The organism is Leptospira kanakyensis (assembly GCF_004769235.1).
GTDB lineage: Bacteria > Spirochaetota > Leptospiria > Leptospirales > Leptospiraceae > Leptospira_A > Leptospira_A kanakyensis.
In genome coordinates, this window is record NZ_RQFG01000018.1 from 184,203 (window position 1) to 208,773 (window position 24,571).

A 24,571-nucleotide genomic window follows, 5' to 3' on the forward strand; every position below is an offset into this window, starting at 1 on the left:
CTAAATCGGGAGGTTATTATGTTAGATGAATCAACAAAGGAACAAGTAAAACAATATTTCGAAAGAATTAAAAATCCGGTAAACATTCGTTTGTTTTCGGGAGATCATGAAAAAAGAGGGGAGTTGGTAGAATTTTTAAACGATATCGTATCACTCAGTTCTATGATCACTTTAGAAAATTCAAACGATAAAAATGATGGCCTTCGATTTGCAATTGTTGCAGAAGGAAAACCAACAGGAATTGAATTTTCTGGAATTCCTATGGGTCATGAATTCACTTCTCTCATTTTGGCAATTTTGCAGTCCGGTGGAAATCCAATTAAATTGGAAGAAGGGATTTTATCTGCAGTTTCCAAACTAACAGAACCTTTACATTTTGAAACATTTATCTCTTTAGATTGTCATAACTGTCCTGAAGTGGTGCAGACACTTAACAGTTTCTCATTGGTAAATCCTTCTATCTCTCACAATATGATTGATGGAGCTATGTATCCTGAACTTGTGAAAGAAAAAAATATCCAAGGTGTTCCTGCAGTTTTTCTAAATGGAAAACGTTTTCTTTCTGGAAAGGCAGAAGCTTCGGTTATTTTTGATAAACTTTTAGAATTGTATTCCATTCCCGAATCCAAAACCGAAAATTCTGAAATTACAAATCCAACAGAAATTTATGACGTAACTGTCATTGGTGGTGGGCCTTCCGGTGTAACGGCTGCCGTTTATTCGGCTAGAAAAGGATTAAACACCCTTGTCATTGCTGATAGGTTAGGTGGTCAAGTTAAAGACACTTTAGGAATTGAGAACATCATTTCGATACCTTATACAACTGGGCCAGAACTTACGAATGTATTGTCAGAACAGTTAGAGAAAAATCAAATTCGTAAAAAAGAAAATGTTCGTGTATTAAAAATTGAACCAGGGAAATTGAAAACCATTCATTTAAATACAGGGGAACGAATTCTTACAAAAACGATCATTCTTTCTACCGGTGCTAAATGGCGAGAACTTGGTGTCCCAGGAGAAAAAGAATTTGTGGGAAAAGGTGTTGCGTATTGCCCTCATTGTGATGGCCCATTTTTTAAAGACAAAGATGTGGCTGTGGTTGGCGGTGGTAACTCTGGTGTGGAAGCAGCTCTTGATCTCAGTGGGATAGTAAAATCAGTCACCTTGATTGAGTTTGGTGATAAACTCAATGCGGATAAGGTGTTACTGGATAAGGTTGCGGCATCTTCCAATATCAAAACCTTAGTTAAAGCCCAAACTATGGAAATCCAAACGAATACAGAAAAAGTAACAGGTCTTATTTACAAAGATAGGAGTTCTGAAAAATCAGAAACCATTCCGTTGGAAGGAGTTTTTGTTCAGATCGGACTTGTACCAAACAGTAGTTTTGTGAAGGATTTGGTTGCAACCAATCGTTTTGGAGAAATTTTAGTAGATGAAAAATGTAAAACCAATGTGGATGGGATTTTTGCTTGTGGGGATGTGACAAACACACCTTATAAACAAATCATCATTGCGATGGGTGAAGGTGCAAAGGCTGCGATTAGTGCTTTTGAATATCTTTTACACGCGGCTTGAAGATAACCATTTTTCCACTGTATTATAAAGATCGACGGAGGAAATCGGTTTGGTTAGAAAGTCATCCATTCCCGATTCCATCGCCGTATCTTTCACAGAAAAAAAAGCTCCCGCTGTCAATGCGACGATGGGAGTTCTGCGATCTAATTTTTTTTCTAAGGTTCTAATTTCAACAGATGCCGTATAACCGTCCATCACCGGCATTTGTAAGTCCATAAAAATAAGGTCTGGTATTTTTTTCTGGAACTGGTTTAAGGCATCAGCTCCATCAACAGCATATCTCAATTGAATGTTGGGATATCTTTTTAATAACATTTTCGATAGTAATCTTTTGTTTAAATCATTATCTTCCACTATTAAAATATCATTTTGGATCAGATTGTTTTCGACGATGATGGATTCGTCAGGTGTTGATTGTTTTTCTTCAAATAAATTGGAAGATACAGATCCTGAAGAATTTACATGTAAGGTTAATACAAAATAAAAGGTACTTCCTTTCCCGAGTTCACTTTCGAATCGTAAATGGGAATTCATTTTTTGAATGAGTTCACTTGTAATAGTGAGACCAAGCCCCGTTCCTCCATACTTTCTTGTGATGGATGTGTCGGCTTGCGAAAAGGAATCAAATAGTTTTGTTTGTGAACTGATATCAATTCCGATTCCGGTATCAGCAACAGAGAATTCAATATCAATAATATCATCAGACCCTTTGATTGGTTTTACAGAAACTACTACTTCTCCTTCATGAGTAAACTTAATTGCATTCCCAATTAAATTGGAAAGCACTTGTCTCACACGTAAAGGATCTAAAGAAACAAATTTAGGGAGTGCCGGATCTAAATTTAGTTTTAAAAGAATGGCTTGAGAAGCTGCTGAAATTTGGAAAAGATCTACCGTTGACCGGACTAAATCGATGAGATCTGTACTAATCAGTTCCAGATCCATTTTACCCGAATCAATTTTTGAAAAATCTAGGATTTGATTCACTAAAGATAACAAACTTTTTCCAGATAGGTAAATACTTCGTAAATATTCCTTTTGTTCGTCGGTAAGTGATGCGTGTAATAGAAGTTCTGTGAAACCAATGATTCCATTGAGTGGGGTTCTAATTTCATGACTCATATTGGCCAAAAAGTTACCTTTTGCCAAGTTGGCTGCTTCAGCCATTTCTTTTGCTTTTCGCAAAGTATATTCTATCTTTTTGATTTCAGTAAGATCGGAATTGGAACCAACCATTCTAATTTTATTACCGGAGGCATCTCTTTGGATATAACATCGAGATAAAACATGAGCATAATTTCCTTTTCTTTTTTTCATTTGAAAACTAAACTCAAAAGTTTCTCTTTGTGAATGCATGATGTTATCTAAAAATTCGGATACCCACTCCTGATCATCAGGATGGATTAAACTTTTCCAATAACTGATTTGGACATTTTCTGGTTTTTCATCGTTACCAAATTCTAACCACCATCTTCTCGAATAAATAACCGAATCGTTTGTTAGGTCCCAATCAAACCAACCATCAGAACTAACTTCCAAAATTAAGGCATAGCGTTCGTTAGATTCTTTTAGTGCACTTTCTGCACGTTTTTGTTCTGTAATGTCTTTACTTGCGCCAATGATAAATTTAAATTTCCCATCAACTTCGATAGGAGTGAGAGCTGTAGTCCAAACTTTTGTGCCCGCTGGCATCGGTATACTTTCTTCATAGGAAATTGTAGATTTTGCTTTTATGGCATTTCTAAAATTTTTGATAATAGGTGCACCTAACACCTCACCCAAAAGATCAATGGGAGTTTTGCCTTGGATCAAAGTTTGTGAGACACCAGTAGCTTTTTCGTAAGCAGAATTAATTCTGCGGATTACAAAATCTCCCGTATCGATGATTTCCACAAGAAACATGGAATCTTGGCTTCCATTAAAAAGTATATTGTTTTCGAGTAATAGTTGTTTTATGTCTAAAGATTCGTTTTTGATAAAATCTTGTAAAAAAAGTAATTCAGAAATGTCTGTGACCATTCCATCAAATCGTAAAACTTTTCCGGATTCATCTCGAATCAATCGACCTTGGCTTTGAACAAATTTGATTTGGTTGTCTTTTGTTAGGATTCGGTATCGGATTCGAAACTTATCATTTTGGTTTAACGAATCTAGCGCCTGTTTGACTATCTGTGTATCTTCTGGGTGGATCATTTTCCACCAAGCACCTAATTCTTGTTTGAAAAAATCAATGGGATACCCACTGAGAGTTTCCACAGAAGGACTGACATAAATAATTTTTAATTCAGGAAAACTAGCCGAAAAAACTACCTCCTCCATGGCGGAGAGAATTTGCATTTCCAATGAAGGAGGAGGAGTTTGCATACCACCCATTCGACGAAAAATTTTTGGGAATTTACTAACTAAATTATGATTTTCTAATAAGAAATGGGAGGGCTAATTTGGGGGTGAATTTGTTGTAACTCATTCCCAGAAAGTCCGTTTGGTTGAGGATCCGAAATTCATCAATGAAGAATGGCCAAGGAAAGGGAGCATTTTTGGTATATTCCAGAATGAGGCTTGGTTTTTCGTCAATTTTTGATTTTCCTATGGATAAATTCATGGGATAACGCATTTGGAACTCGGTTTTGTTAGGGGGTAAAAACAAATTGTAGGCAATTTCTGAGCCATCAAACGATTTCCCCCACCAGTGCCGAAACGACATAAAATTCAAACTGAAACTAGCACCCGTTTGGAACCACTTGGGGCCAATCCATTCTGCTTTAAAATTTCCAACCGGAAACGATTCAGGTGCTTTTAATTCTAAAAATTGTTTTTTGATTTGAATGAGAGACATCGTCATCAATCAAATTGCAAAAAACCAAAAGCATAGCGAAAATTCCGATAGATTTAAAAAAATATGGAAAGATTTTCCATTTCATTCAGGAAAGTGTTGGCAAGAGGAGGTGTCCATCATAGAACAGAGAACATTCGAATTGCGGAGTTCTCATGCGTAAGTTGGTATTGGCTTTTAGTTTATTATTTTTCCTTGGCTCTTGTAATTCCATCACTGGACTTTTTCGATCCATCAAACGAGTCATTTTTCCAAGTAGTTGTCGCATTGAAGTCAAACTCGACACAACAGATCTCAAATACTTAGAGGATCTTTGGGACTACCAAATTTTGGTATCAGAAGATACCAACTTAAAAGAACTCGCTTCCGCAGTAGAAATTTTACCCAAACCGTCCAATCCAAAAACAGAATTTTCCGATTATGTAAGTCGTGATTTTTCTTTAGATCATTGGAACTTTGATCCAGGTGTTGCTTATGAAATTAAAATTGGAAAATTTTATGCAGAGAACGATTGTTTCTTAGAGACACCAGTTAGTTTCAAACTTCCCGTGATGGCAAAAAAACCATCCTTCTATTTATCACGGGAAAATATTTTTGAATCCAATTTAAACAAAGTCCTTCCTATCTCTATTTCGAATGTCCCTGAATTTGAAATTCGTTCTGCAGAATTGTCTATCCCTGTTTTAGTGAATGCAGTGGCAACACTAGGCAATCGTTATTATGATTTTGAAAGCCAACTGAATTGGAAAAAAACAGTATGGAAGTCGGGGATCAAAGTGAACTCTTTTGGAAACCAAGGGATGGATATTGATCCCTATTTCGGTTCCAAACCAAACACTAAGGCATGGATTGCTTTTCAGTTAGGTGCTAAAGTCATTGGAGAAAACAACAAAGAGGAATTCAAAAAAGAATCCATTTTTTTACAATCGACTAATCTAGGAATCACAACAAAATTAGATCCTAATACCCTCCATGTATGGGTACATTCTCTATCAAAAGCAGAGCCAGTCGCAAATACAAATATGAGTTTGTATGAGAAAGGCAGTCTTCGTGGGACTTGTAAAACGGATAAAGATGGTCATTGTACTTTGCCGACAATCAATGACACAAAATCTCTCGAAAAATCAGTGTTAATTGCAGAAGATTCTTCTGGAGATAAAACCTTTCTTCATTTTAATGAAACACATATTGACGGTTATAGTGACTATTATTCAGAAAATAATGTAAAAGGAAAAATTTACTTTGATCGAAAACTTTATCGTCCGGGTGATCGAGTAGAAATTAAAGCAGTCCTTGCTGATCGAAAAAATGGAAGTCTAGTTCCTTATGCTTCTAAATCGGTAAACTTACAAATTCGTGATTCCCGCGGAAAGGATATATCCAATACAAATTTAAGTTCTACAGGGCAGGGCGGCGTATACGCTGGATATACGATTCCTTCAGATGCACCACTTGGTCATTATTCAGTTTCGGTTTACGTTCCTGGCAAATCCTATTCTGTAACTTATGATACCTTCCAAGTAGAAGAGTTCCGTCCCGTAAATTTTATGGTGAATGTGAATTTGGCAAATGCTGTTAACAGAGACCAAAATGTAAAAGGTGCTGTCGAAGGTAAGTATATGTTTGGGGCTCCAATGGGAGGAGCAAAGGTCAGTTATTCGGTATTAAAAAGAAAAAGATATATCAACTTTGACTCTTTTTCGAATTACGATTTTTCGGATACATGGTATGATTATGAGGATGAATATTCTGATAGTAATTCAGATTATATAACTGGATCGGAAGGAGTTTTAGACAGTAAAGGTTTATATAGTTTAGATATCCCCGTTCAAAACTTAACTCGTAAGTTTGTGACTGATGGCGAAGATATAGAAATTGCCGATCCTTTTAATTTAGTGGTAGAGTCTTCCGTATTTGATGTAGACGGAAAATCAGTCACCAAGTCTTCCAGTATCCCTTACAACCCATCAGAATCTTATGTTGGTTTAAAATGTAATGATAGATACCAATCTTTAGATAAACCATTTCAATTTGGTGCGGTATCTGTCAACTTACAAGGTAAAGCTGTTGCCGGTGTGGAACTAAAAGCATATATCATTTATAATGATTGGACTTCCGTTTTGTCTAAAGGTCTTGGGAAATTTTTCTTTCGTAGCAACCAACTAACGAAAAAAATTGTGGAAGTTAAAAAGTTGGTATCGAAAGTCGAAGGCGTTTCTTTCGATTATCGTGCAAAAGATCCAGGTAGTTATACTATTTTAGTTTTGAATAAGGATAAGGTTTTTTCGCGAGTTGATTTTTATGCTTACGAAAAGGAATCATATTATACTTGGGACTTTCGTGGAGACGACTCCATTGAATTACGTACCGATAAACAAGAATACAAAATTGGAGATAAGGCAAAAATTCTAATCAAATCTCCACTTCAGAATTCTCGAGTGATTGTGACTGTAGAAAGAGATTCTGTATATTTCAAAAAATCATTTTTGATGAAAGGAAATAGTGCACCTCTTGAAATTCCAATTGAAGAGTCCTATCTCCCGAATGTGGATGTCAATGTTGTTATGTTATCAGGAAGGTTGCCGGTTCCCGAAGGCCTTTCCTCTGATGATATCAAAGAATTTAACGAACAAGACTTAGGTGCTCCGAAAGCAAAAACGGGATCAGTCACTTTAAAGATTAATTTGGCTTCTAGAACGGCACCTGTAGTGATCAAAACAGACAAACAGGAATACCAACCGAGAGAACAAGTAAAACTATCAATCCAAACAAATCCTGGAGCAGAGTTGACTGTCTCAGTTGCCGATCGAGGTGTTTTGGATTTGGTGGGTTATTCCTTCCAAAGCCCAGTCCAAATGTTCTATCAATATTGGTATAATATTGTCAAAACCTTTGAACTTCGTAGTATGATCATCAAACATTATATATACGAGAACAAAGGTGATAGTCCTGGAGGAGATTACGGCGAAGACTCAGGTGGTGGGTTCTCTGCAGAATCCGAATCTGGGGCAAGGAAAGATTTTCGTTATACTGCTTATTGGAATCCAGTTGTGATTGCCGATAGTAATGGAAACGCCGACTTAAGTTTTGTTTTACCAGACAACCTAACTACGTTTAGGGTGATGGTGGCTTCCTCTGCCAATGGAAAATTTGGAGCTTCCAATTCTGAATTTATTGTTAAAAAGAACCTGGTTCTACAAAAAACGGTAGCAAGGTTCATTCGTGTTGGCGATAGTTTAGAATTAGGTGGTAGTATTACTAATAACACCAAGAAAAAAGGAAAATTTAAATACAAAATCGATTCAAAATTTTTATCCGAAGACAAAGGTTGGAATTCGATTGAACTTGCAGCGGGTCAAACCAAGGAAGTCCTTAGAACCTTCCAAATTTCCGAATCACAATATATCAAACTGAAACAAAGCCAACCTAAAGATGATATCCAATTATCCTATCAAATTTCTGTGGAACCAGAAACGGGTGCAGAGTTTGCCGACTTAAAAAAATTAGACCTCAGTGATTCACTCGTTGTCACGATGCCAATCAAAGAATTTGATCCTGTAACCTCCGTTCAGTTTTCTGGTTATACGGATTCGGAACACAAAACCTTAATATCTTTTCCGAAAAAAGAATCTATATTACTCAACAAAGGATCTTTGGACATCCGAATGTCGGGAACGGCTCTCACAGCCTTAAAATCAGCGTTTGATTTTTATGAATCCAATCCTTATTTTTGTATGGAACAAAGGACTTCTGCTTATTTACTTTCTCTTAGTGCGGGTGAGTTACTAAAAGAATTTCAATACAAAGCTCCGGCAAAAGATTCTTATGATTTTACTCAAATTGAAAAATTGTTTTTAGATGAGATGTCTGAGTTTCAAACCTCTGACGGTAGTTTTAAAGTTTGGAAAGGACATGGTCGGACTGGTTATCCTTATTTAACTGCTTATATTGTTTCGGTAATGCAGATGGGAAAAGACAAAGGAAAAAGATCGAATCCCAAGGCTTATGATTTAGCCATCCAATACTTACAAAATTATGTAAAAAATCCTACGGAAACTTCGATTCATTCCTATCAAACATTGAGTTTGATTTACTCTGTTCTTGCGAAAGATAAAAAAGATATCCATTCTTTAGAAAAAACATTGGTCGATCATTTCGAAGAATTGAATTTAAAATCTCGCGGAATTTTTCTTACATCTTATGCTGAAACCCATAAATTGGAATCTTCTGATTCTGATCCTGTGTTTAAAAAATTATTCGCTGAATATACAAATTATATAGTATATGACAAAGAATTATTCACTCTCAAACCGTTGAAAAAAAATGCAGATGAATCCTATTATTATTCGTATTATAGTTCTTCAACAGTTCTTGGTAACTATTTACGATTGTTATTGAAAGTAGATTCAAAAAATCCAAGGATTGTTGATTTGGTAAAATCGATTATGTTGGATAGGCAAAAACAGTATTGGTCAGACAGTCACAGTGTTGGAACCATTGCTCTTGCCTTGGCAGAATATAGGAATCGTTTCGAATCAACTTCTTCCGATACAGAAGGCCAGGCGATCTTTGGAGAAAAAACTTTAATAGATGAGTCTTTTTCATCTTCCTCAGATTCCATATACAAAGAAGAAATTACCTTTGACCGACTTTTCGATAGTAAGGATCCTTCTGGTAGACCATTACTATTTAAACGAACTAGTTCAGAAGGAAGACTTTATTTTCAATCTAGGTTGATGTATGTTCCGGTAAAAGATACCACCACACAAAAGTTTAATGGTCTTGAAATTAGAAAAACTTTGTATCGAATCGACGGAAGAAATTCCAATGGAGAACCTATCTTAAAAGAAGTCACAAACCTAGAACGTGGCTCTACCTATCTTGTAAAAGTAAAGATACTTAGTAATTTGGACCAAGCGTTCGGAATGATTGTGGATCCTATTCCAAGTAATACCGAAATTGTAAATACTTCGTTTTTGACCGAAAAAAAATCAGATGCCGAAGATACAGATGTTACAATTACTTATTACGGCGGATATAAAGAATATCGAGATGATCGTGTTATCTTTTCGGAAGATTACATAAAAAAAGGTGAAACGGAATTTAATTACATTCTCAGGCCAGTTGCCAAAGGGAATTCCATTATGCCAGCCTCTAAAACATTTTTGATGTATCATCCACAGTTTTATGGAAATACCAACACCATCCGAGTGAAAGTGGAGTGAGTTCTGTAAAAAAATATATAATATATTCAATGTTAGTGGGAATCTTTGTTGTCCCACTAATCGTTTTTTTATTAAGACCAATTTCTTTTGAATCCTTTCAAAACCACACAACAGTTCGTATCCTTACGAAAGAAGGTACTCTGATTGGTAGAGGAAAAAACAAAAACCAATCCAAACAAGATTGGGAAAGTATTCGCGAATACCCAGACTTTGTTCCTGAAATTTTAAAAATTGCTGAAGACAAACGATTTGATGACCACCATGGAGTGGATGTATTTGCAGGTATCAACTCCCTTGGTTCTTATTTATTTTCAAACGGTAAACGGGGAGGTGCATCTACCATCACTATGCAACTCGTACGAATACAAAATCCGGAGATACGTTCGTATCCTTTTTTGTTCCGAAAAAGTTTTGAAATTTTGGAAGCACTTCGGTACGAAGTTTGGTTATCCAAATCCGAAATTTTGGAAGCTTACTTAAATTCTGTTTCCATCTACGCGAATACAGCAGGATTTCCTTCCGCATCACTCTTATTATTTGGTAAACATATTCGTTTTTTGTCGATTGAAGAAACTGTTTATCTTACAGTTCTGATACGAAAGAATAAACCCGAATTAAAAGAACTTTCGATTCGTTATAACAACCTCCGAGATAGAATCAAATATTCAATCCCAAAGTTAGAGAATCCAAACGAACTAAAAGTTGGATTTGTCACACCAAACTTAATTAATTCTTCAGAACAATGGAAAGGAGAAAACCAACACTTCTTAAATTGGATCCGCATTTTGATTTCAAAACCATCAGAAGAATTTGTTTCATCCTTATCCTCAGAATTGAACTCCGAATTACATTCCATCGTGAATTCCGAATTGGAAGGTTTGGAAAGATGGAATGTTTCCAATGCTTCTGCCATTGTTTTGGAACGGGTTCCCGGTAAAAAAGATGAATTAGAACTCAAAGGAATGATTGGATCCAAAAATTTTTTTGAAGATGGAAATGGAATGGTAAACGGCAGTTTAGCCTATCGAGATGCAGGAAGTACGTTAAAACCATTGTTATATGCAGCTGCTATTGATAAAGGGTACTACTCAGTTAATTCGATTTTTTCTGATGAAAAATATTCTTTTTCTTTAGGACAAGGAGGGAACTACCTTCCCAGAAATGCAGATCTTCGGTATTGGGGAGATCTCACCTTAGCAGAAGCTTTAGGAAACTCGCGGAACATACCGGCTGTGACTGCGATCAATCAATTAGGAGTAAATACATTTTATCGTTTTTTGCAATCTGCAGGATTTCAACATTTAAAAGAATCCCCTCAGTTTTATGGGCCGGGGCTTGCTTTGGGAGCGGGTGGAACAAGTTTACTTCAACTAACTCGTGCTTATGGGTCATTCCCACTCAAAGGAATTCTCCCCAAAATTCGACTAGGAAAAATTGATAATCAACCATTATACTTTGGTGACTCGACCCAATTATTTTCACCAGAAACTGCAGAAGAATTAAAATTTGTTTTGCGAGATCCTAAATTAAGGCAGAGAGCTTTCGGACGAAGGAGTTATTTGGATTTTCCATTTCCTGTTTCTGTAAAAACAGGAACTTCGAAAGATTACCGAAATTCTTGGACAATTGCGTTTAATGAAAATTATGTGGTGGGTGCTTGGGTTGGAAATTTTTCTGGAGAACGAACCATGGATGTTTCCGGTTCTTTTGGAGCCGGACGAATTGTTCAAAATATTTTTCGCAGTCTGATGAAAGACAAACCAAAACTTGAATACCATGCCCATTTAACGGAAACTAGAAATTTTTGTCGATTCACTGGGAAATTAGCACAAATGAATTGCCCTTCCATTGTCCTCCGAGTTAGAAAAAAAGTAATATTTCCCGAGCCATGCGATAAACATAAAGAAGAATCTTCTGGATCTGTTTTAGGTGTGGGTTTTGTTTATCCTTCAATGGGACAAATATTTTTATACCATCCATCTTATGAAAAAGAAACACAAAGTATCCCTGTTCGAATTCGAGAAATCAAAACCTTAAAAGACCCAAAATTAATTTGGAATGACAAAGAGGAACTAAAACCATCCTCAAACGGTGAGTTACGTTTGCCTATCATTCGAGGTAAACAATCACTAGTATTGTTTGATGGAGAAATGAAGAAGGCATCTGTTGATTTCGAAGTTAAATAAGTTGGGTAATTCACTTCGTTCTTTGTTTTTAGAGAATCTTTCCAACTTACTATTGTATATTACGATTTATATTTTTTTAGGCCCTAGTACATTTTCATTCCATGTTTGGTTCTATTTTCATGGATATTTAATCACTACATTTACTGTCCTTACAGTGGTTTTAGATTTCTTTTTGCAAAAGAAGGAGAAAATTAAAAAATCAAATCAGTATTTATTGAATCGATTGGTTCTTTGGACTTTATTTGTAATGGTTCTTGGTTACCAACAGGTATACCAAACTACATTGGATCTGTCCCTTGTTGTTTATTTTTTCCATCACCTTTTTATTTTATATTCAGACATTCCCAATTTTTTATACCAATGGAACCTATGGCAATGGATTGGATTGGTGATTGGATACTATCTGATTTTGAATCAAGAAGTTTTGGATCTGAAAAAGGATTGGGTTAAGTTTCTTTTCTGTCTTTTGTTATTTGTTTCTTTCCGTTGTGTATCTGACTTAGTCAGCCCGAACACAATTCAAAATCCTAATCTTTTAACCTCGACCAGCCGACCTAAAACAGAATTACAATCCATCACTGGTACACCAAATATAGTTTTAGTTTTATTGGAAGGGGTTCCGAGAAAACACTTAAGTAAATTAAAATCTCGTTACATCGATTATTCTAAGTTAAGTGGTTCTCATTTTTGGATCCCTATGCCACATACATCTAAAAGTCTTTTTACTTGGATGACAGGAGAGTCACAACTTTCTAACACACGTATGCAACTGAATGATTCTCTATTAGACTCTAGTCTTCCAAAATTACTAGAAACAAAATATGGTTATCAGACGGAGATGATCTATACGCAGTCCATTTACTTTGAAGGGATGGAACAGTTCTTTCCAAAAATTTTTGGAGTTGTTTTGGATAAATCTGAATTAGAAAAAAAATATGGATCTCTTCATTCTTCTTTTAGTTGGGGAATGGATGACCGAGTAATACTTCCCTCGATCAAACAAATTTCTGAAAAAGAAAATAAACCGATTTTTTTGTTTTTGGGATTAAGCCAAACACATAGTCCTTACTTTGTGTCCAAAAAAAAATTTGATGGCCAATGGAAATCACCATTTGATCGTTATATGGAATCTCTTTTGGAAGATGTCGAGGTTTTGGATTCAATTATATCTTACTTAAAAGAAAACTTTTCCCGGGATACGATAGTCATTCTTTCTGCCGATCACGGCGAATCTTTTGGGGAAGAAGGAGCCCATGCTCATAACTATTCTTTATTCAATCAGGAAACAGACGTTCCTTTTTTATTGTATTTTGTCAAATCGGGACAAATATATATTCCGAAATCTGGAAGTTCCATTCATTTTAAAAATACCATTCTGAATTTGCTTGCACCTAACGTTCTGCAGGGAGACCAATTAAAACAAACAAATTTTTTTAAATCAAATTATCAATTGGATTTGGTTTTAAAAACTTGGAATTCAGAAATTCAAAAATCATGGATCACAAATGAAAAAAAATACATCTATCATAGTGATAGAGATTTGTTATTAGAAATGGATTTTGCAGAGGAAAAAAGAAGAGAAGTAACTGATCCTAAATTGAAACAAAGGGTTTTGGATCATATACATGCGGAGATTCGTTAGATAGTTCGAATACCATTTAACAATGTTAATATGGATGTTCTTAAAAAACTTTTATAATCTAAAACAAATATATCTAAACCGTTGTCTGTAACTGCTTCTCTCACTTGATTGGAAGGAAAACCATGAGACCAAGATCCAACGGCTAAGGCATGGCATTGCATCAAAAATAAAAACCCAGATTGTTCATTCATAAAAGGAAAGGTTTGGCAAAGAAGAGGTAGAATTTTATAAATTTGTTCTTTTAAACTAAGTTTGAATTCTCGAATGGTTTCTACGCTGGCATTTTTTTCTAAGATCGTAGGAACAATAGGAAGGAGTTTTAAAAATCGAACATGACGATCCATGGAGTCAACAAACCATTTGGCAAACAAATTTGCATCAATGGATTTTGTTTCTGTTAGAAAATTTTCCATGTCTAAAAACCAGGTTTCATAGTCGGTTATATGTACACGAAGGCAAAGGTCTTCTTTTGTCGGAAAGTATAAGTATAAAGTACCTTTTGCAATTTTCGCTCGTTTGGCAACTTCATCCATTGAGAGTTCCGCCCAATCTTTTTTTTGTAAAAGAAAGGCCGCCGATTGGAGAATGGATGCACGTTTGGAAAGTTTGTCTTTTTCCAATACGGCTCTTTTTTTTGGCGAACGTTCTGCAACGGGTGTGCGGCTCATACCTCCAATATGAGAAAATCCAAAAAATTACGCTAGAAAAAAATGCTTATTGACTATAGGTCAATTCAAAGCAACTAAGAGTCATTTATACGTGACTTATAGTCATAAAATTCTTAAATTTTGTTAAGATTTATTTAAATCTTTCTATACAAAACAAAATACAAGAATCAAAATTCGATACAAGATAAAGTAAAATTCTGATTTCTGCCAAATCGATAAATTAGGATGTATTTATGAAAGTTCTTCACTCTTTTGGAACCATATTTTTTGTTTTTATTTTCCTGGGTTCCAACGTTTCGTTTTTAAATGGAAAACCAAATTCTTGTCCTAAGTTCACTGAGGAACAAAAAATTGAAAAACTTTTGGTAGGAGTTGGGAAACTGAAAGGAAGTTTGATCCGCAATGGAGAAACTCATTCCGCGGAAGCTGCAGAAAAACACTTACGGTACAAACTAGAAGAAGCAAAAAAATCCTTCTTTGCTCCCGATCCCAAAGAATGGACTGCTAAACTATTTATTGAAAAAATTGCGACTAAATCATTTCTTACAGGAACTCCTTACCAAATCAAATTTTTTGATGGTAAGGAAATTAAATCGAGTGAATGGTTACTTGCCGAATTAGGTAAAATAGAATCTTGTATGTAAGATTGTTTTTCTGAAAAAAAATGACAAACAAGGGTTGTAAAAAAATAGAAACATTATATTGTATTGCTCCGTGCCAAAAGACAGGAGAAATCTATGATACGATTTTCAATTTTTTATTTTTCAATTCTATTCTTTACTTTCTCACTTTTAGCTCAAAAGTTAGAATCCGAATTTTTCTATAAAACTGATTTCAATATCCGACCAACATTTGTGGAAGAGAACAATCCTTTCTTTGTGAATGGAGGGAAGTGGATTTACTTAGGCCGGACTGCTGATTTTGACGAACCCGGTTTGTATTTTTATGATCTAACATCCAAAGAAAAAATTTATCGCCCCGTCCCTCTGGAAACTTATTTCGTTTCCCATCCAACTGAGTTTTTAGGTAAAATAGAAACGACTGGCAAACGTTTGCCTTTAACCATTTATGATTTTTTATTCTATGATGAAGGAAATCACCGCGCCGGTTTTGTAATCGAAAACAAAGACAAAGAAACACGGGCAAAACGATATTTTTTTATGGGATGGGATCTATCCTCAAACACAATTGATGTGGTAGAACAGATTTATGAAATTCCAGAAACCGATAAAAAATCTTTTGCCCAAAGCGCACAGATTGGGTATTCTGCGGAAGGTAACACTGGTTATTTTGTTTTTTCTGTGGATGCTGACTTAAAAGATAAAGAATCTGTAGATGTTACTGCTTTGATTTATAAAATTCAAAATCAGAACTTAATCAAGTTAAAGGAATATAAATCAAAATTTTATCCATACACTCCTGAATTCCATCCTGAATCAAATCAATTGGTCATTGCAGCCTATGCTGAAGAATATGAAAAAAGAAACCCAGTGGGTTATTTGTATAAGATCGATTCAAACTCATTCCAAGAATTTTTCATTCCCTCCACTCCTTATGGAATTAGTTTTTCCAAAGACGGAAAGTATTTGTATATGGCAGCAGCTGATACTGGCGAAGTTCGGATGTACAATACAGACAATCTGAGTGATGTGAAAAAATCAAAGTGGGGAACTCACGGTCATAAATTGGGATTTTGGAAAGAGGGAGAACTCGTTTGGGTTAGAAACTCAGGTCTTCATATTTATGATCCCATCACTTTAAAACAAAAGAAAGTCATACCTACCAAAAAATTCTACAAAAACCAAATCAATGTCAGTGGGTCTGCATTTTTACCATTTCGTAAGTTACTGCTTAGAAATATTTTGGAAGATGTGGCTGGCGGAGCTGCCAACCGCATCTTAATAGCGGATTGAACTGGATCCTATTTTGGAAAATATAATTTTCCGAAATAGGATGAGATTTTATTTCCAAGCATTTGCAAAATCTTTTGCATATTGAGCAAAAGAGATTGGCTCTTTTCCTGTAAGCGTTTTTACGGTGTCTAAAATAGGAGCAGAGAATCCTTCTTTTAAGGCACCGGCAATCATCACAAGAAATGCTGCATAGTCTTTGGAAAGACCAGCTGATACAAGAGAAGATTCAAATACTTTTGGATCTACATCTACGTAACCAATTTCTTTCCCACTTACTTTTGTTAAATGTTTTGCCACCTCAAAGTGGTCAATCGATTCAGGTCCCGTCAAAGTAAAAGCTTGGTTTTGATTTTTGGTAGTTGTCAAAAGCGTAGCGGCAACGGAAGCAATGTCTCTTGCGTCAATGAAACTTGTTTTAGCATTTCCGCCTGGGAAATAAATTTTTCCATCTTGTTTGATTCCAGATATCCAAAAGGTATGGAAGTTTTGCATAAACCAGTTCGGACGAATGATATTCCAAGGAATCCCCGCTCCTTCGAGTAGTATCTCTGTTTTGCGAAATGGTGCTTCTGGTGGTGCATGTTCCACACCCATTGCCGTCATAAGAACAAGTTTTTTTAAACCCACTTGTTTTGCTTTTTCGATCCAAGGGGAAAGGATTTCATATTGGTTGGTCTGGCCAGGAGGGCTTAAAAAATAAGCAGCATCCACTTTTTCCAAAACTTCCAATCCTTTGGTAAGTTCGCTAGAATCGGCAAACACCCAATGTAAGTTTGCGGAGCTTTTTTGAGATTCTGGTTTGCGAGAACCGGCATACACCTCGTGGCCCCCTTTGACTAATTCTTCTACGAGATGTCCGCCTACGAGTCCTGAGCCGCCATATACAAATACTTTCATAATCGATCCTTGATTTCGGAAATTGATCCGTTATTCTTCTTCTAGATTACTTCAAAATTCCTATACTGTCTATGTCATAAAATATTAAAAAAATATCCAATCGTATAATTCGGTGGACAATTGGAAGGATTTTGGGATAAAAGGGTATGGATCTACTTTCTGAAATTCTTTCTTCAGCCGGTTGGAAAAACGACCTGCTTTCCAAGGGACAAATTTTTGATAGTTTTGGGTTCCACTTCCCTTGCGAAAAAAGTGGGGGTTTTCATGTGGTAACACAAGGCAGCTGTTATGCGAGAATTGATGGAAGGATGATCCCTCTGCATAAAGGGGATTTGATTTTTATTACCAGGGGAACCAATCACGAATTGTTATCTGATCCCAAGGCAAAAGTTGTCACCATTGAACGATTTCTCGGTGATAAAGAAATCCGTATCAAAAAAGAAAATCCGGTTACTACCTTTGTTTCGGTTCGTTATGAAGTGCCACAAGGACCCATCCATCCATTTTTTTTGGAACTACCAGAATACATCCATATCCCATACGAAACCATCGAAGCCCACCATGCTCTCGGAGATATCATTCAAATTCTTTCGCGTGAATTAGAACTCAATCTCGGAACAGATTTAATTGTCCAAAGGTTAACTGATATTTTGTTATACTATATGTTACGGATGTGGTTAAACAATCATGAAAAATCCGAAGTAGGTTGGATCAAAGCATTTCATGATACTTTAGTTTTGTATGCCTTAGAAAAATTACACAACGGATATCATAAAGAATGGACGATTGAATCACTCGCGAAAGAAACAGGTGTGTCTCGTGCCAATCTTGCGAGCCGGTTCCGTGATGTCTTGGGAATCCCGCCAATGGAATACTTAGCAAAACTCAGAATGGAAAAAGCAAAACAAATGTTCCAAAAGGGGAATATGGGACTTGAAGAAATAGCGCAAAATGTAGGTTATGCGTCAGCTTTTTCTTTTTCGAAAGCATACAAACGAATTTATGGAAATTCACCGAGCAGAGAGTGGAAACGAGTTGTGTAAAAGTGTGCGAATATTTTCTAACTGATGTTTTTTAGGCAAGTATTCGGGGTGATTGCGAAATACCTCAGCTGCTTTCCTAATTTTCGAAGTATCTGCCATCATTGGTTTTGTTTCTTTCCATCTCCCATCTAATTTCATTTGTTCTGAAAGTTTGAGATAGGATTTGATCCTTCCGGCCCTTGTGGCATAACCGATTCGATTTTCACATTTACACTGGTTATTCGCTTTTGTAAGACTACATTCTTTTCCAAGAAAGGATTCCATTTGTTTTCTAGATCTAGATAACTTTTGGCGGAAGGCTTCAGGACGAATTCCCATCACAAGAGCTCCTTCTTCACTGGAAGTTTGGAACACTTCTCCTAAAAGATAAGCCATTCGGTAAGGCCTAGAAAGACCTTGTAACATGGAATAGGTGCAAGCTACCTGGACATGTAAAACAAGTTCAGAAACTGGCGGAGAGGATTCTTCATCCATGGTTACAGTTGGAAACTCAACTGGAGGTTGGTAGGGTTTTTGTGTTCGGTGTAATTCTTCACGGATGGCCCGCAAATGTACTTTCCTTCGTTCCATTTTTGATTTTTGTACATTGATCAAATGGTTACTGGCAATTCGATAGATCCAAGTTGAAAGTTTGCTTTCCTTCCTAAATCCACCTAAGTTCGTAATCACTTTCACCAAAATTTCTTGGGTGGCGTCTTCCGCATCTTCCGGGTTCCATAAAAATTTCAAAGCGAGAGAAAAAACCTTTGGTTGGAAGATTTGAATGAGTTCTTCCAAAGCATTTGTTTTTCCAGCAAGTGAACTTTCTAATAGTAAAAGATGCGGATCTTCGATCATTATTTTTTGTTAGCTACGTAGTGAACGACTAGAGCAAGGAAAGCTGGTAAGCCTTGTGAAAACAAAATGGAAAACTTAGCAGTTGCCGAACCATAAATCCCTGCCACTACCACACAAATGAGAAAAAACAAAATGGTTTGGAATTTTTGTGTTTGGTCTTTGATGAAAAACAAAGCCCAAAAAAGTCCAGCTGCTAAAAATCCATTATAAAGACCTTGGTTTTTTGCAAGCTTAGCAGTGATCTCTGCGGTTTCGGGTGTTAGTTGGAATACTTTCATACCAAACTCTGATTTCCAAAGGAACATTTCCAATACCAAAATGAACACATGTTCAACAGCAACAAATCCAGTCAGGATTACGGAAAGAATCTTCATATCATTCTCCTAAAGAACGGTTTTTCTATTGGGACAATTGATTTTACCGTTTGTGACAAAATGGGAAGAAAAAAATGAGAAAATTCCGCTAGTTTTGTTCTGAAACTGGCTTTCTACCGGAATGGTTTAGGTGGGTATGTATTGGAGGAACCCTTTAAGGTTCCTCACTGACGGGACGAGTTGAGATTTCTACATAGCGGGTCATACTTGGGAATTGAATGACTGTATCCAAACGAACCAATCGCCCTTGGCAAACTTCGCAAGCTTTGGATTCAAGTCCCACAGGATAGGCTGCACCTGTGGCATTGGTTTCATAATAAGCCTTTGTGAATTTACCTGATTGATCTAAACGAACGGTTAGACTTTGATTTTCATTGGTACCTGGTCCGTTTTCAATCTGGCCAAGGCTCGAGTAACGTTTATTTGTTTCTGGGCCGAGTAGTTTTGCTCGAAATTGATTTCCAGACATAAAGGAGATTGAAGGAAATACATCGGAAACTGCTTCATTTTCCGTACTGACAAATGTATGCCAAAGAGGATTCCCCAACCAATCCGTTTTAAAAAATAGAAAACTACGGAAGCCATCAGTTGCGGCTGGTAAAATAGGATTTCCAAAGTTTCCAGGATAGAATCCTCCTCCAAAAAATCCATCTTCACCAGAGATAAGAGAAGTCAAAATTACATTTGTTTGTGTTTGATCGTTTGATCCCAAGTAACTTACGTTAGTGGTTGCAAATGTTTCGGCAGAAAGGTTGATGGTGAAAGGTCTGAGGACTCCGTTGTTCGGATATGGATGTCCAGAAAATCCAGCAATATTTCCAGTAGTAACACCAGACAAAAGGATGTTTTGAAATGGACCTAAGACCGCAGATCGAATCGAAACAGTGATGTTCGGATCTCCCACAATGTATTTTTGTCGAATGGGATTTCCGTTCCCGTTAATGATTGCCCAACCAGTTTCTATAATGCTTCCACCTAAGGATGTTTGTTCTGGTGGTGCGAATTCAACAAACCCGATTGTATCTGAGTATGGACTAAGTGTTCCAAAAAAAAAGTGAACATTATCTTTTTGGTCAACGACGATTGAGGAATATGCGTCGTCCAAAGCTTCATTACTTTTGTCTAAATACGTTTGCCAGATTCGATTTCCATTTTGGTCAAATCGTACAAAAAACATAGAGTCTTCATTATATTTTTCTGAAATAGGAGTCGGTAAATTTTGTCCAGAATTCACATAGGCCTTCACCACAAAATCACCGTTTGCAAACTCCGCTAGATGTGTCGTATGTGAAATACCACTATTAAAACTTGAACCAGTCACTCCTAAATAATCCAACCATTCAATTTGAAAGTTTTTTCCATTGATGAGTGCTACAAAAAATTGAGAACCTACGGTATAAGAATAATTTTTTCCAGTATTGGAGCCATTCCAAAGCAATGCTTCTCCAGCTGCTCCAAAAACAACAAGATTTCCATTTTTCAATTTTAAGAGGTCGTAAGAATAAACTTGTCCTGCACCTGAGCCTAGTCGTATCGTTCCTTGCAAATTCGGAGAACAAAGACTATTTAAGTAGGACTCCCATAACCATGTTTCCATAAAACTTTGGGACATTGGATCTTTGGGGTTGTTTAATTTCAGTTTACAGTTGTTAAGTGAAATTAGAATCGTGAATAGAGTTAGAAGTAAAAAAAACTTCTTTTCGAAATTTATAAGTTGTTTCATCGCCAAACTAAATTTCCTTTCTGATTTGAAAGGTTTTTTCTATTTTAGACCATACTATGAGAAGTGGCGAAATTCTCAAGTCCTTTGTCTATGATATTCTTAAGTGGTAATTTATGATCTTAAGAACATTCTTATTTTTTTTGATTTAGATGATTTCTTAATTTATTAAAAATTGAATATTCAATATTTAGAATGTATTGCTTATCAAAAATACACATTCGCTACTTTAATCCTCAGTTTTGGTATATATCCTTGAGTGCGTAGCGGATATCTTTATAAATTATGGTTCCTCTGGTGCGGGAACAGTTGAAATTTCAATCCTTCTTGCCGAGGAAAGTACGGAAAAAGAAGTAACCATTGTATGAATCGTTACCATCCTTCCAGAACAAACTTCTGCTTGGTTCGAAATAAATTTTAAATTGTTTCCGCTGGAATCAGAACTTCCTTCATACAATTGAATTTTTTGAAAGGAACCTGTGGTTGGATTCATTTTTAATCTTGCTTGGCCCAATCCGTTCACAACCGATCCAGATTGGATATCCGAAGAGATTCCTGTAAATGGACTTCCGTTATCTTCTGTTAGTAGGTTAGCTGTTACTTCTCCCCTTGCACTATTGTAGATAATGTTCCCAGGGATCACATCTGGTACATTATAATTTATGGTTCCTAAATATTGGCTCCATAACAAACTAGAGGAGCCTCTATCTGGTTTTAAAATTTGATAGTTTCTTCTGCCAGCACTTCCTTGGTATGCATGAATTGTATTTGGAGTGGAATCAGGTTGGTTGATTGTTCCAATTAAATAAACCTCGTTATTGGCAAATAGAGATTTCCGAATTTTAGAAGTTGTGGAAGCTACCGTTGGGCCGTAATAACTGACGGAATCCCAGCCAAGTGCAGAATTCAAAATTCCATAAAATCCTCTTCCTTCGTTTAATCTGGGGTGACCGGAGAAAGAAACAAATTCATTGAAAGTATCTCCACCTATCAAAAGTTTATCGTTGTATGATTTAAATAGAAAGGCATCGGTAGCGGCACCAGGATTCGGTAAAAAACTTTGGCTGATTCCAGCCCCATTTCCATTCACTAAAGCCAATCCAAGTTCTTTCTGACTTGGGCTGGAAGCATTGGAGCTGGTGGATGGTGTTGGCAAACCTGGATAACTAAGACCTGTGGAATCAATGGTTGGAGTAGTTGTTTCAGATATACCTTGGTATAAAATTGCCATTTGATCGGAAGGAGTGATTGTCATTGCATAATTACTAGTATTCAGCCTTGTATTGTCTTTGTTAACATATCCTTGCCAAATGATTTCACCAGAATATTGGTTGTATCTAGAAAGAAAAAAAGCATAAGTTCCAGATTTAGCATTTAATGTATTTGCCCTTCCCGTTCCATTGACAAGAGCAAAAAATCCAAGGTCACCATTAGAAAATTCATCTACAGAAATAGTTTCTGGTTGGGGCCAATCATCTATTCCATAACTCATTTCTCCAATATAGTCTAACCAAAGAATACGAGAAAAATATCGATCAATCACAAAGACCACTCCGTTTAAAACAGAGTTTTGGTGGTTGTTATGGATTCCGTAGGTGTTTCCATTCCAAACTAAGGGTTCTTGGGTTACTGCCGTGACTACAGTATTTCCACTTCTTAAGGCTTTGATGGAAAGTGGAATGATCAAAGTATTTCCGGTTCCCATTGAAAAACTTCCTCGCAGATCTGGGATACATCTGGTATTCAGATAGGCATTCCAAAGTGCCGTTTCAAAATAACTTCTGGATCTAGGATCACTTGGATTGTTCAGGTTCAGTTTGCAGTGACTGAAGGAAAAACTAAAAACGAAAAAATGGAGAATTAGAACAGCTAAAGTATAAATTCGATTTTGTGACAGCATGATACTTTCCAAATCCATCATAAGAAATTATCGATGAAAATTATTTATTGACTTAGACTCTAAAAGAGAACAGAAATGCTGAAGATTCACAAGTCATTTGTGGGTTTTAAAATGAAAAATTCTTAGGGGATTTGCGAGGAGTCCTAGCTGAGACTGTGACATTATGAGTAAAAATCCATACGCCAGCGATTGCAGCGGAAATCCTTTCGCGTAGCGAAAGATTGGAGCGTAAAGCGCGGTCGAGCCTCGATTGGATGTATATCACCTAACCAATTCGAGGCGCCCAATAGTTTAAACAAAAAATGTTAACTTTATAGATTTAACTCAATTGCTTTTGAATAGATTAAATCATATTCTAGTTTTCTTTTTTTCCAACTCCAATCCAAATTCATAATATTTTTCACTACGATTTCTCGATCTATCGATTCGAATAAATCTTTGGCTCGCTCTAAAGCATATCCCAGCGAACCCGCGTCATTCGGTTCAAATACAATTCCGGTTTTGAATTTTAAAAGATTGGATTCTTCCACCGTATCTCTCAGTCCACCTACTCGAGAAACAATGGGGATGGTTCCATAAGAATGGCTATACATTTGGTTGAGGCCACAAGGTTCAAAGAGAGATGGCATTAGAAAAAAATCACTGGCCGCTTCGATCTTATGGGCAAGGCTTTCGTTATATCCTTTATAAAAATAAAATACATCAGGAATGGTTTCTGATAGACGAAAGAACGTTTTTTCCAATTCAGGATCACCCGAACCAAGAACCACATAACGATGTGGAAGGTGGCGTCTTTCGAGAAGGGCTTGTAAAAAAGTTGGGAACCCTTTTTGGTGAGTCAGTCTTCCGATAAGGCCAACTAGAGGTACATCGATTGGCAGAAATGGTCGTCCAATTTCTTGAAAGAGTTCTGCTTTATTTTTTAATTTTCCTTCTTTCCAATTTTTAACAGAATAGGTTTGGAAAGTTCGTTTGTCTTTTTCCGGATTCCATTCGTCTGTATCAATCCCATTCAAAATCCCTGAATAGTCACTTGCCCTTTGTCGCAAACAATAACTGAGCCCAAATCCATTTGGTTCGGAAAGGGTTTCTTGTCTATAACCAGGACTGACGGTGGTAATTTGGTTCGCGGAAAGAATTCCGGCTTTCATATAATTGCATTTGCCATCGTGGTCAAAGGGACTTGTGATGAGGCGGAAGGGTTCTTCCTTTAAAAATCCTGTCATCCAAAACGGATGGTCCCCTTGGTAAGCCAAATTGTGGATGGTGAATACACTGGGTATCGGGTTTACGGAATCTTTTTGTAAGGCAAGTGAAAGTGCTGTATGCCAATCATGGGCGTGAAACACATCAACACTTAGATTTTGGCTTAGCGCATAACAAGCATAAGAAAACATCGCAAACCGAAAGTGTTCTTCCGCATGACCATAAATGGAATCTAGTGGTTGGAATAATTCTGATTCAAAAAAGTATAACTTCACACCTCCTTCTTCTGCTTCTAAAAATCGGGAGGCCTTCAATACAGAAGCCACCACGGAATCGATTGGGGCATCTGTAGGGGGGAGGGCCGGGAACGCCTTGCCTGTAAACTGGATTGTTTTTCCCAACTTACCAATCAAAGGTAATGCGACATAAACTTTTTCGGTTTTGGCCTGCTCTTTGGTGAGAGAAGCAAGCATATCCGCTAGGCCTCCCATCTTGATGTAAGGAAAATATTCTGCCGATGCGTGTAGAATCTTCATTTTCTGTTATTGA

General features: G+C 36.6%; 16 protein-coding genes. 7 read left to right on the forward strand and 9 right to left on the reverse strand.

Annotation, left to right across the window (positions count from 1 at the left end; genetic code table 11):
- Window positions 1-18 precede the first annotated feature (18 nt).
- Window positions 19-1,578: an alkyl hydroperoxide reductase subunit F gene (gene ahpF / locus EHQ16_RS13370; RefSeq protein WP_135633806.1), complete on the forward strand. Its 1,560-nt coding sequence runs from the start codon at window positions 19-21 to the stop codon at window positions 1,576-1,578.
- Here the strand turns inward: ahpF and EHQ16_RS13375 are convergent.
- Together EHQ16_RS13375 and EHQ16_RS13380 are read right to left on the reverse strand one after the other, a co-directional pair.
- A complete protein-coding gene (locus EHQ16_RS13375; protein WP_135633804.1) occupies window positions 1,564-3,942 on the reverse strand; it encodes a PAS domain-containing protein in 2,379 nt (792 codons plus the stop codon). The two genes, ahpF and EHQ16_RS13375, sit on opposite strands and share 15 nt — an antisense overlap.
- 43 nt (window positions 3,943-3,985) lie before the next feature.
- Complete coding sequence (locus EHQ16_RS13380; protein WP_135635470.1) at window positions 3,986-4,420, reverse strand: hypothetical protein; 435 nt, start codon at window positions 4,418-4,420, stop codon at window positions 3,986-3,988.
- A 146-nt stretch (window positions 4,421-4,566) separates the two neighbouring features.
- Here EHQ16_RS13380 and EHQ16_RS13385 point away from each other — a divergent pair, with 146 nt between their 5' ends.
- From EHQ16_RS13385 to EHQ16_RS13395, 3 genes are read left to right on the forward strand one after another with little or no spacing between them, the layout of a single operon-like run.
- The gene (locus EHQ16_RS13385; protein ID WP_135633802.1) at window positions 4,567-9,636 is read left to right on the forward strand and encodes an alpha-2-macroglobulin family protein; all 5,070 of its coding nucleotides are present in this window, start codon (window positions 4,567-4,569) and stop codon (window positions 9,634-9,636) included.
- Window positions 9,637-9,665: 29 nt separating this feature from the next.
- Window positions 9,666-11,822 (forward strand): transglycosylase domain-containing protein, encoded by a 2,157-nt coding sequence (locus EHQ16_RS13390; RefSeq protein ID WP_425269956.1) that lies wholly within the window; start codon window positions 9,666-9,668, stop codon window positions 11,820-11,822.
- Window positions 11,803-13,464 carry a sulfatase-like hydrolase/transferase gene (locus EHQ16_RS13395; RefSeq protein WP_244242082.1) on the forward strand — a complete coding sequence of 554 codons (1,662 nt, stop codon included), beginning with the start codon at window positions 11,803-11,805 and terminating at the stop codon, window positions 13,462-13,464. The genes EHQ16_RS13390 and EHQ16_RS13395 overlap by 20 nt, the downstream gene beginning before the upstream one ends.
- On the opposite strand, the gene EHQ16_RS13400 is transcribed toward EHQ16_RS13395, so the two are convergent.
- Window positions 13,461-14,132, reverse strand: coding sequence for a TetR/AcrR family transcriptional regulator (locus tag EHQ16_RS13400; protein WP_135633800.1), 672 nt, complete (start codon window positions 14,130-14,132; stop codon window positions 13,461-13,463). The two genes, EHQ16_RS13395 and EHQ16_RS13400, sit on opposite strands and share 4 nt — an antisense overlap.
- A 233-nt stretch (window positions 14,133-14,365) precedes the next feature.
- Between EHQ16_RS13400 and EHQ16_RS13405 the strand changes: the two genes are divergently transcribed.
- The gene (locus EHQ16_RS13405; protein WP_135633798.1) at window positions 14,366-14,776 is read left to right on the forward strand and encodes a DUF5329 family protein; all 411 of its coding nucleotides are present in this window, start codon (window positions 14,366-14,368) and stop codon (window positions 14,774-14,776) included.
- A 93-nt stretch (window positions 14,777-14,869) separates the two neighbouring features.
- A complete protein-coding gene (locus EHQ16_RS13410) occupies window positions 14,870-16,045 on the forward strand; it encodes a YncE family protein (RefSeq protein WP_135633795.1) in 1,176 nt (391 codons plus the stop codon).
- A gap of 48 nt (window positions 16,046-16,093) precedes the next feature.
- Here the strand turns inward: EHQ16_RS13410 and EHQ16_RS13415 are convergent, their stop codons facing one another.
- Window positions 16,094-16,942 carry an NAD(P)H-binding protein gene (locus EHQ16_RS13415; protein ID WP_135633793.1) on the reverse strand — a complete coding sequence of 283 codons (849 nt, stop codon included), beginning with the start codon at window positions 16,940-16,942 and terminating at the stop codon, window positions 16,094-16,096.
- A 146-nt stretch (window positions 16,943-17,088) separates the two neighbouring features.
- On the opposite strand from EHQ16_RS13415, the gene EHQ16_RS13420 reads away from it, so the two are divergent.
- A complete protein-coding gene (locus tag EHQ16_RS13420) occupies window positions 17,089-17,985 on the forward strand; it encodes an AraC family transcriptional regulator (protein ID WP_135633790.1) in 897 nt (298 codons plus the stop codon).
- Here EHQ16_RS13420 and EHQ16_RS13425 read toward each other — a convergent pair.
- From EHQ16_RS13425 to EHQ16_RS13445, 5 genes are all read right to left on the reverse strand, one after another.
- Window positions 17,953-18,822, reverse strand: a complete 870-nt coding sequence (locus EHQ16_RS13425) for an RNA polymerase sigma factor (RefSeq protein ID WP_135633787.1) — start codon at window positions 18,820-18,822, stop codon at window positions 17,953-17,955. The genes EHQ16_RS13420 and EHQ16_RS13425 overlap by 33 nt on opposite strands.
- Complete coding sequence (locus EHQ16_RS13430; protein WP_135601337.1) at window positions 18,822-19,196, reverse strand: DUF1304 domain-containing protein; 375 nt, start codon at window positions 19,194-19,196, stop codon at window positions 18,822-18,824. The genes EHQ16_RS13425 and EHQ16_RS13430 overlap by 1 nt, the downstream gene beginning before the upstream one ends.
- Window positions 19,197-19,350: 154 nt before the next feature.
- Complete coding sequence (locus EHQ16_RS13435; protein ID WP_135633784.1) at window positions 19,351-20,919, reverse strand: hypothetical protein; 1,569 nt, start codon at window positions 20,917-20,919, stop codon at window positions 19,351-19,353.
- A 280-nt stretch (window positions 20,920-21,199) separates the two neighbouring features.
- Complete coding sequence (locus EHQ16_RS13440) at window positions 21,200-22,816, reverse strand: hypothetical protein (protein WP_135633780.1); 1,617 nt, start codon at window positions 22,814-22,816, stop codon at window positions 21,200-21,202.
- A gap of 311 nt (window positions 22,817-23,127) precedes the next feature.
- Window positions 23,128-24,558, reverse strand: coding sequence for a glycogen/starch synthase (locus EHQ16_RS13445; RefSeq protein ID WP_135633777.1), 1,431 nt, complete (start codon window positions 24,556-24,558; stop codon window positions 23,128-23,130).
- Between the last annotated feature and the right edge of the window lie 13 nt (window positions 24,559-24,571).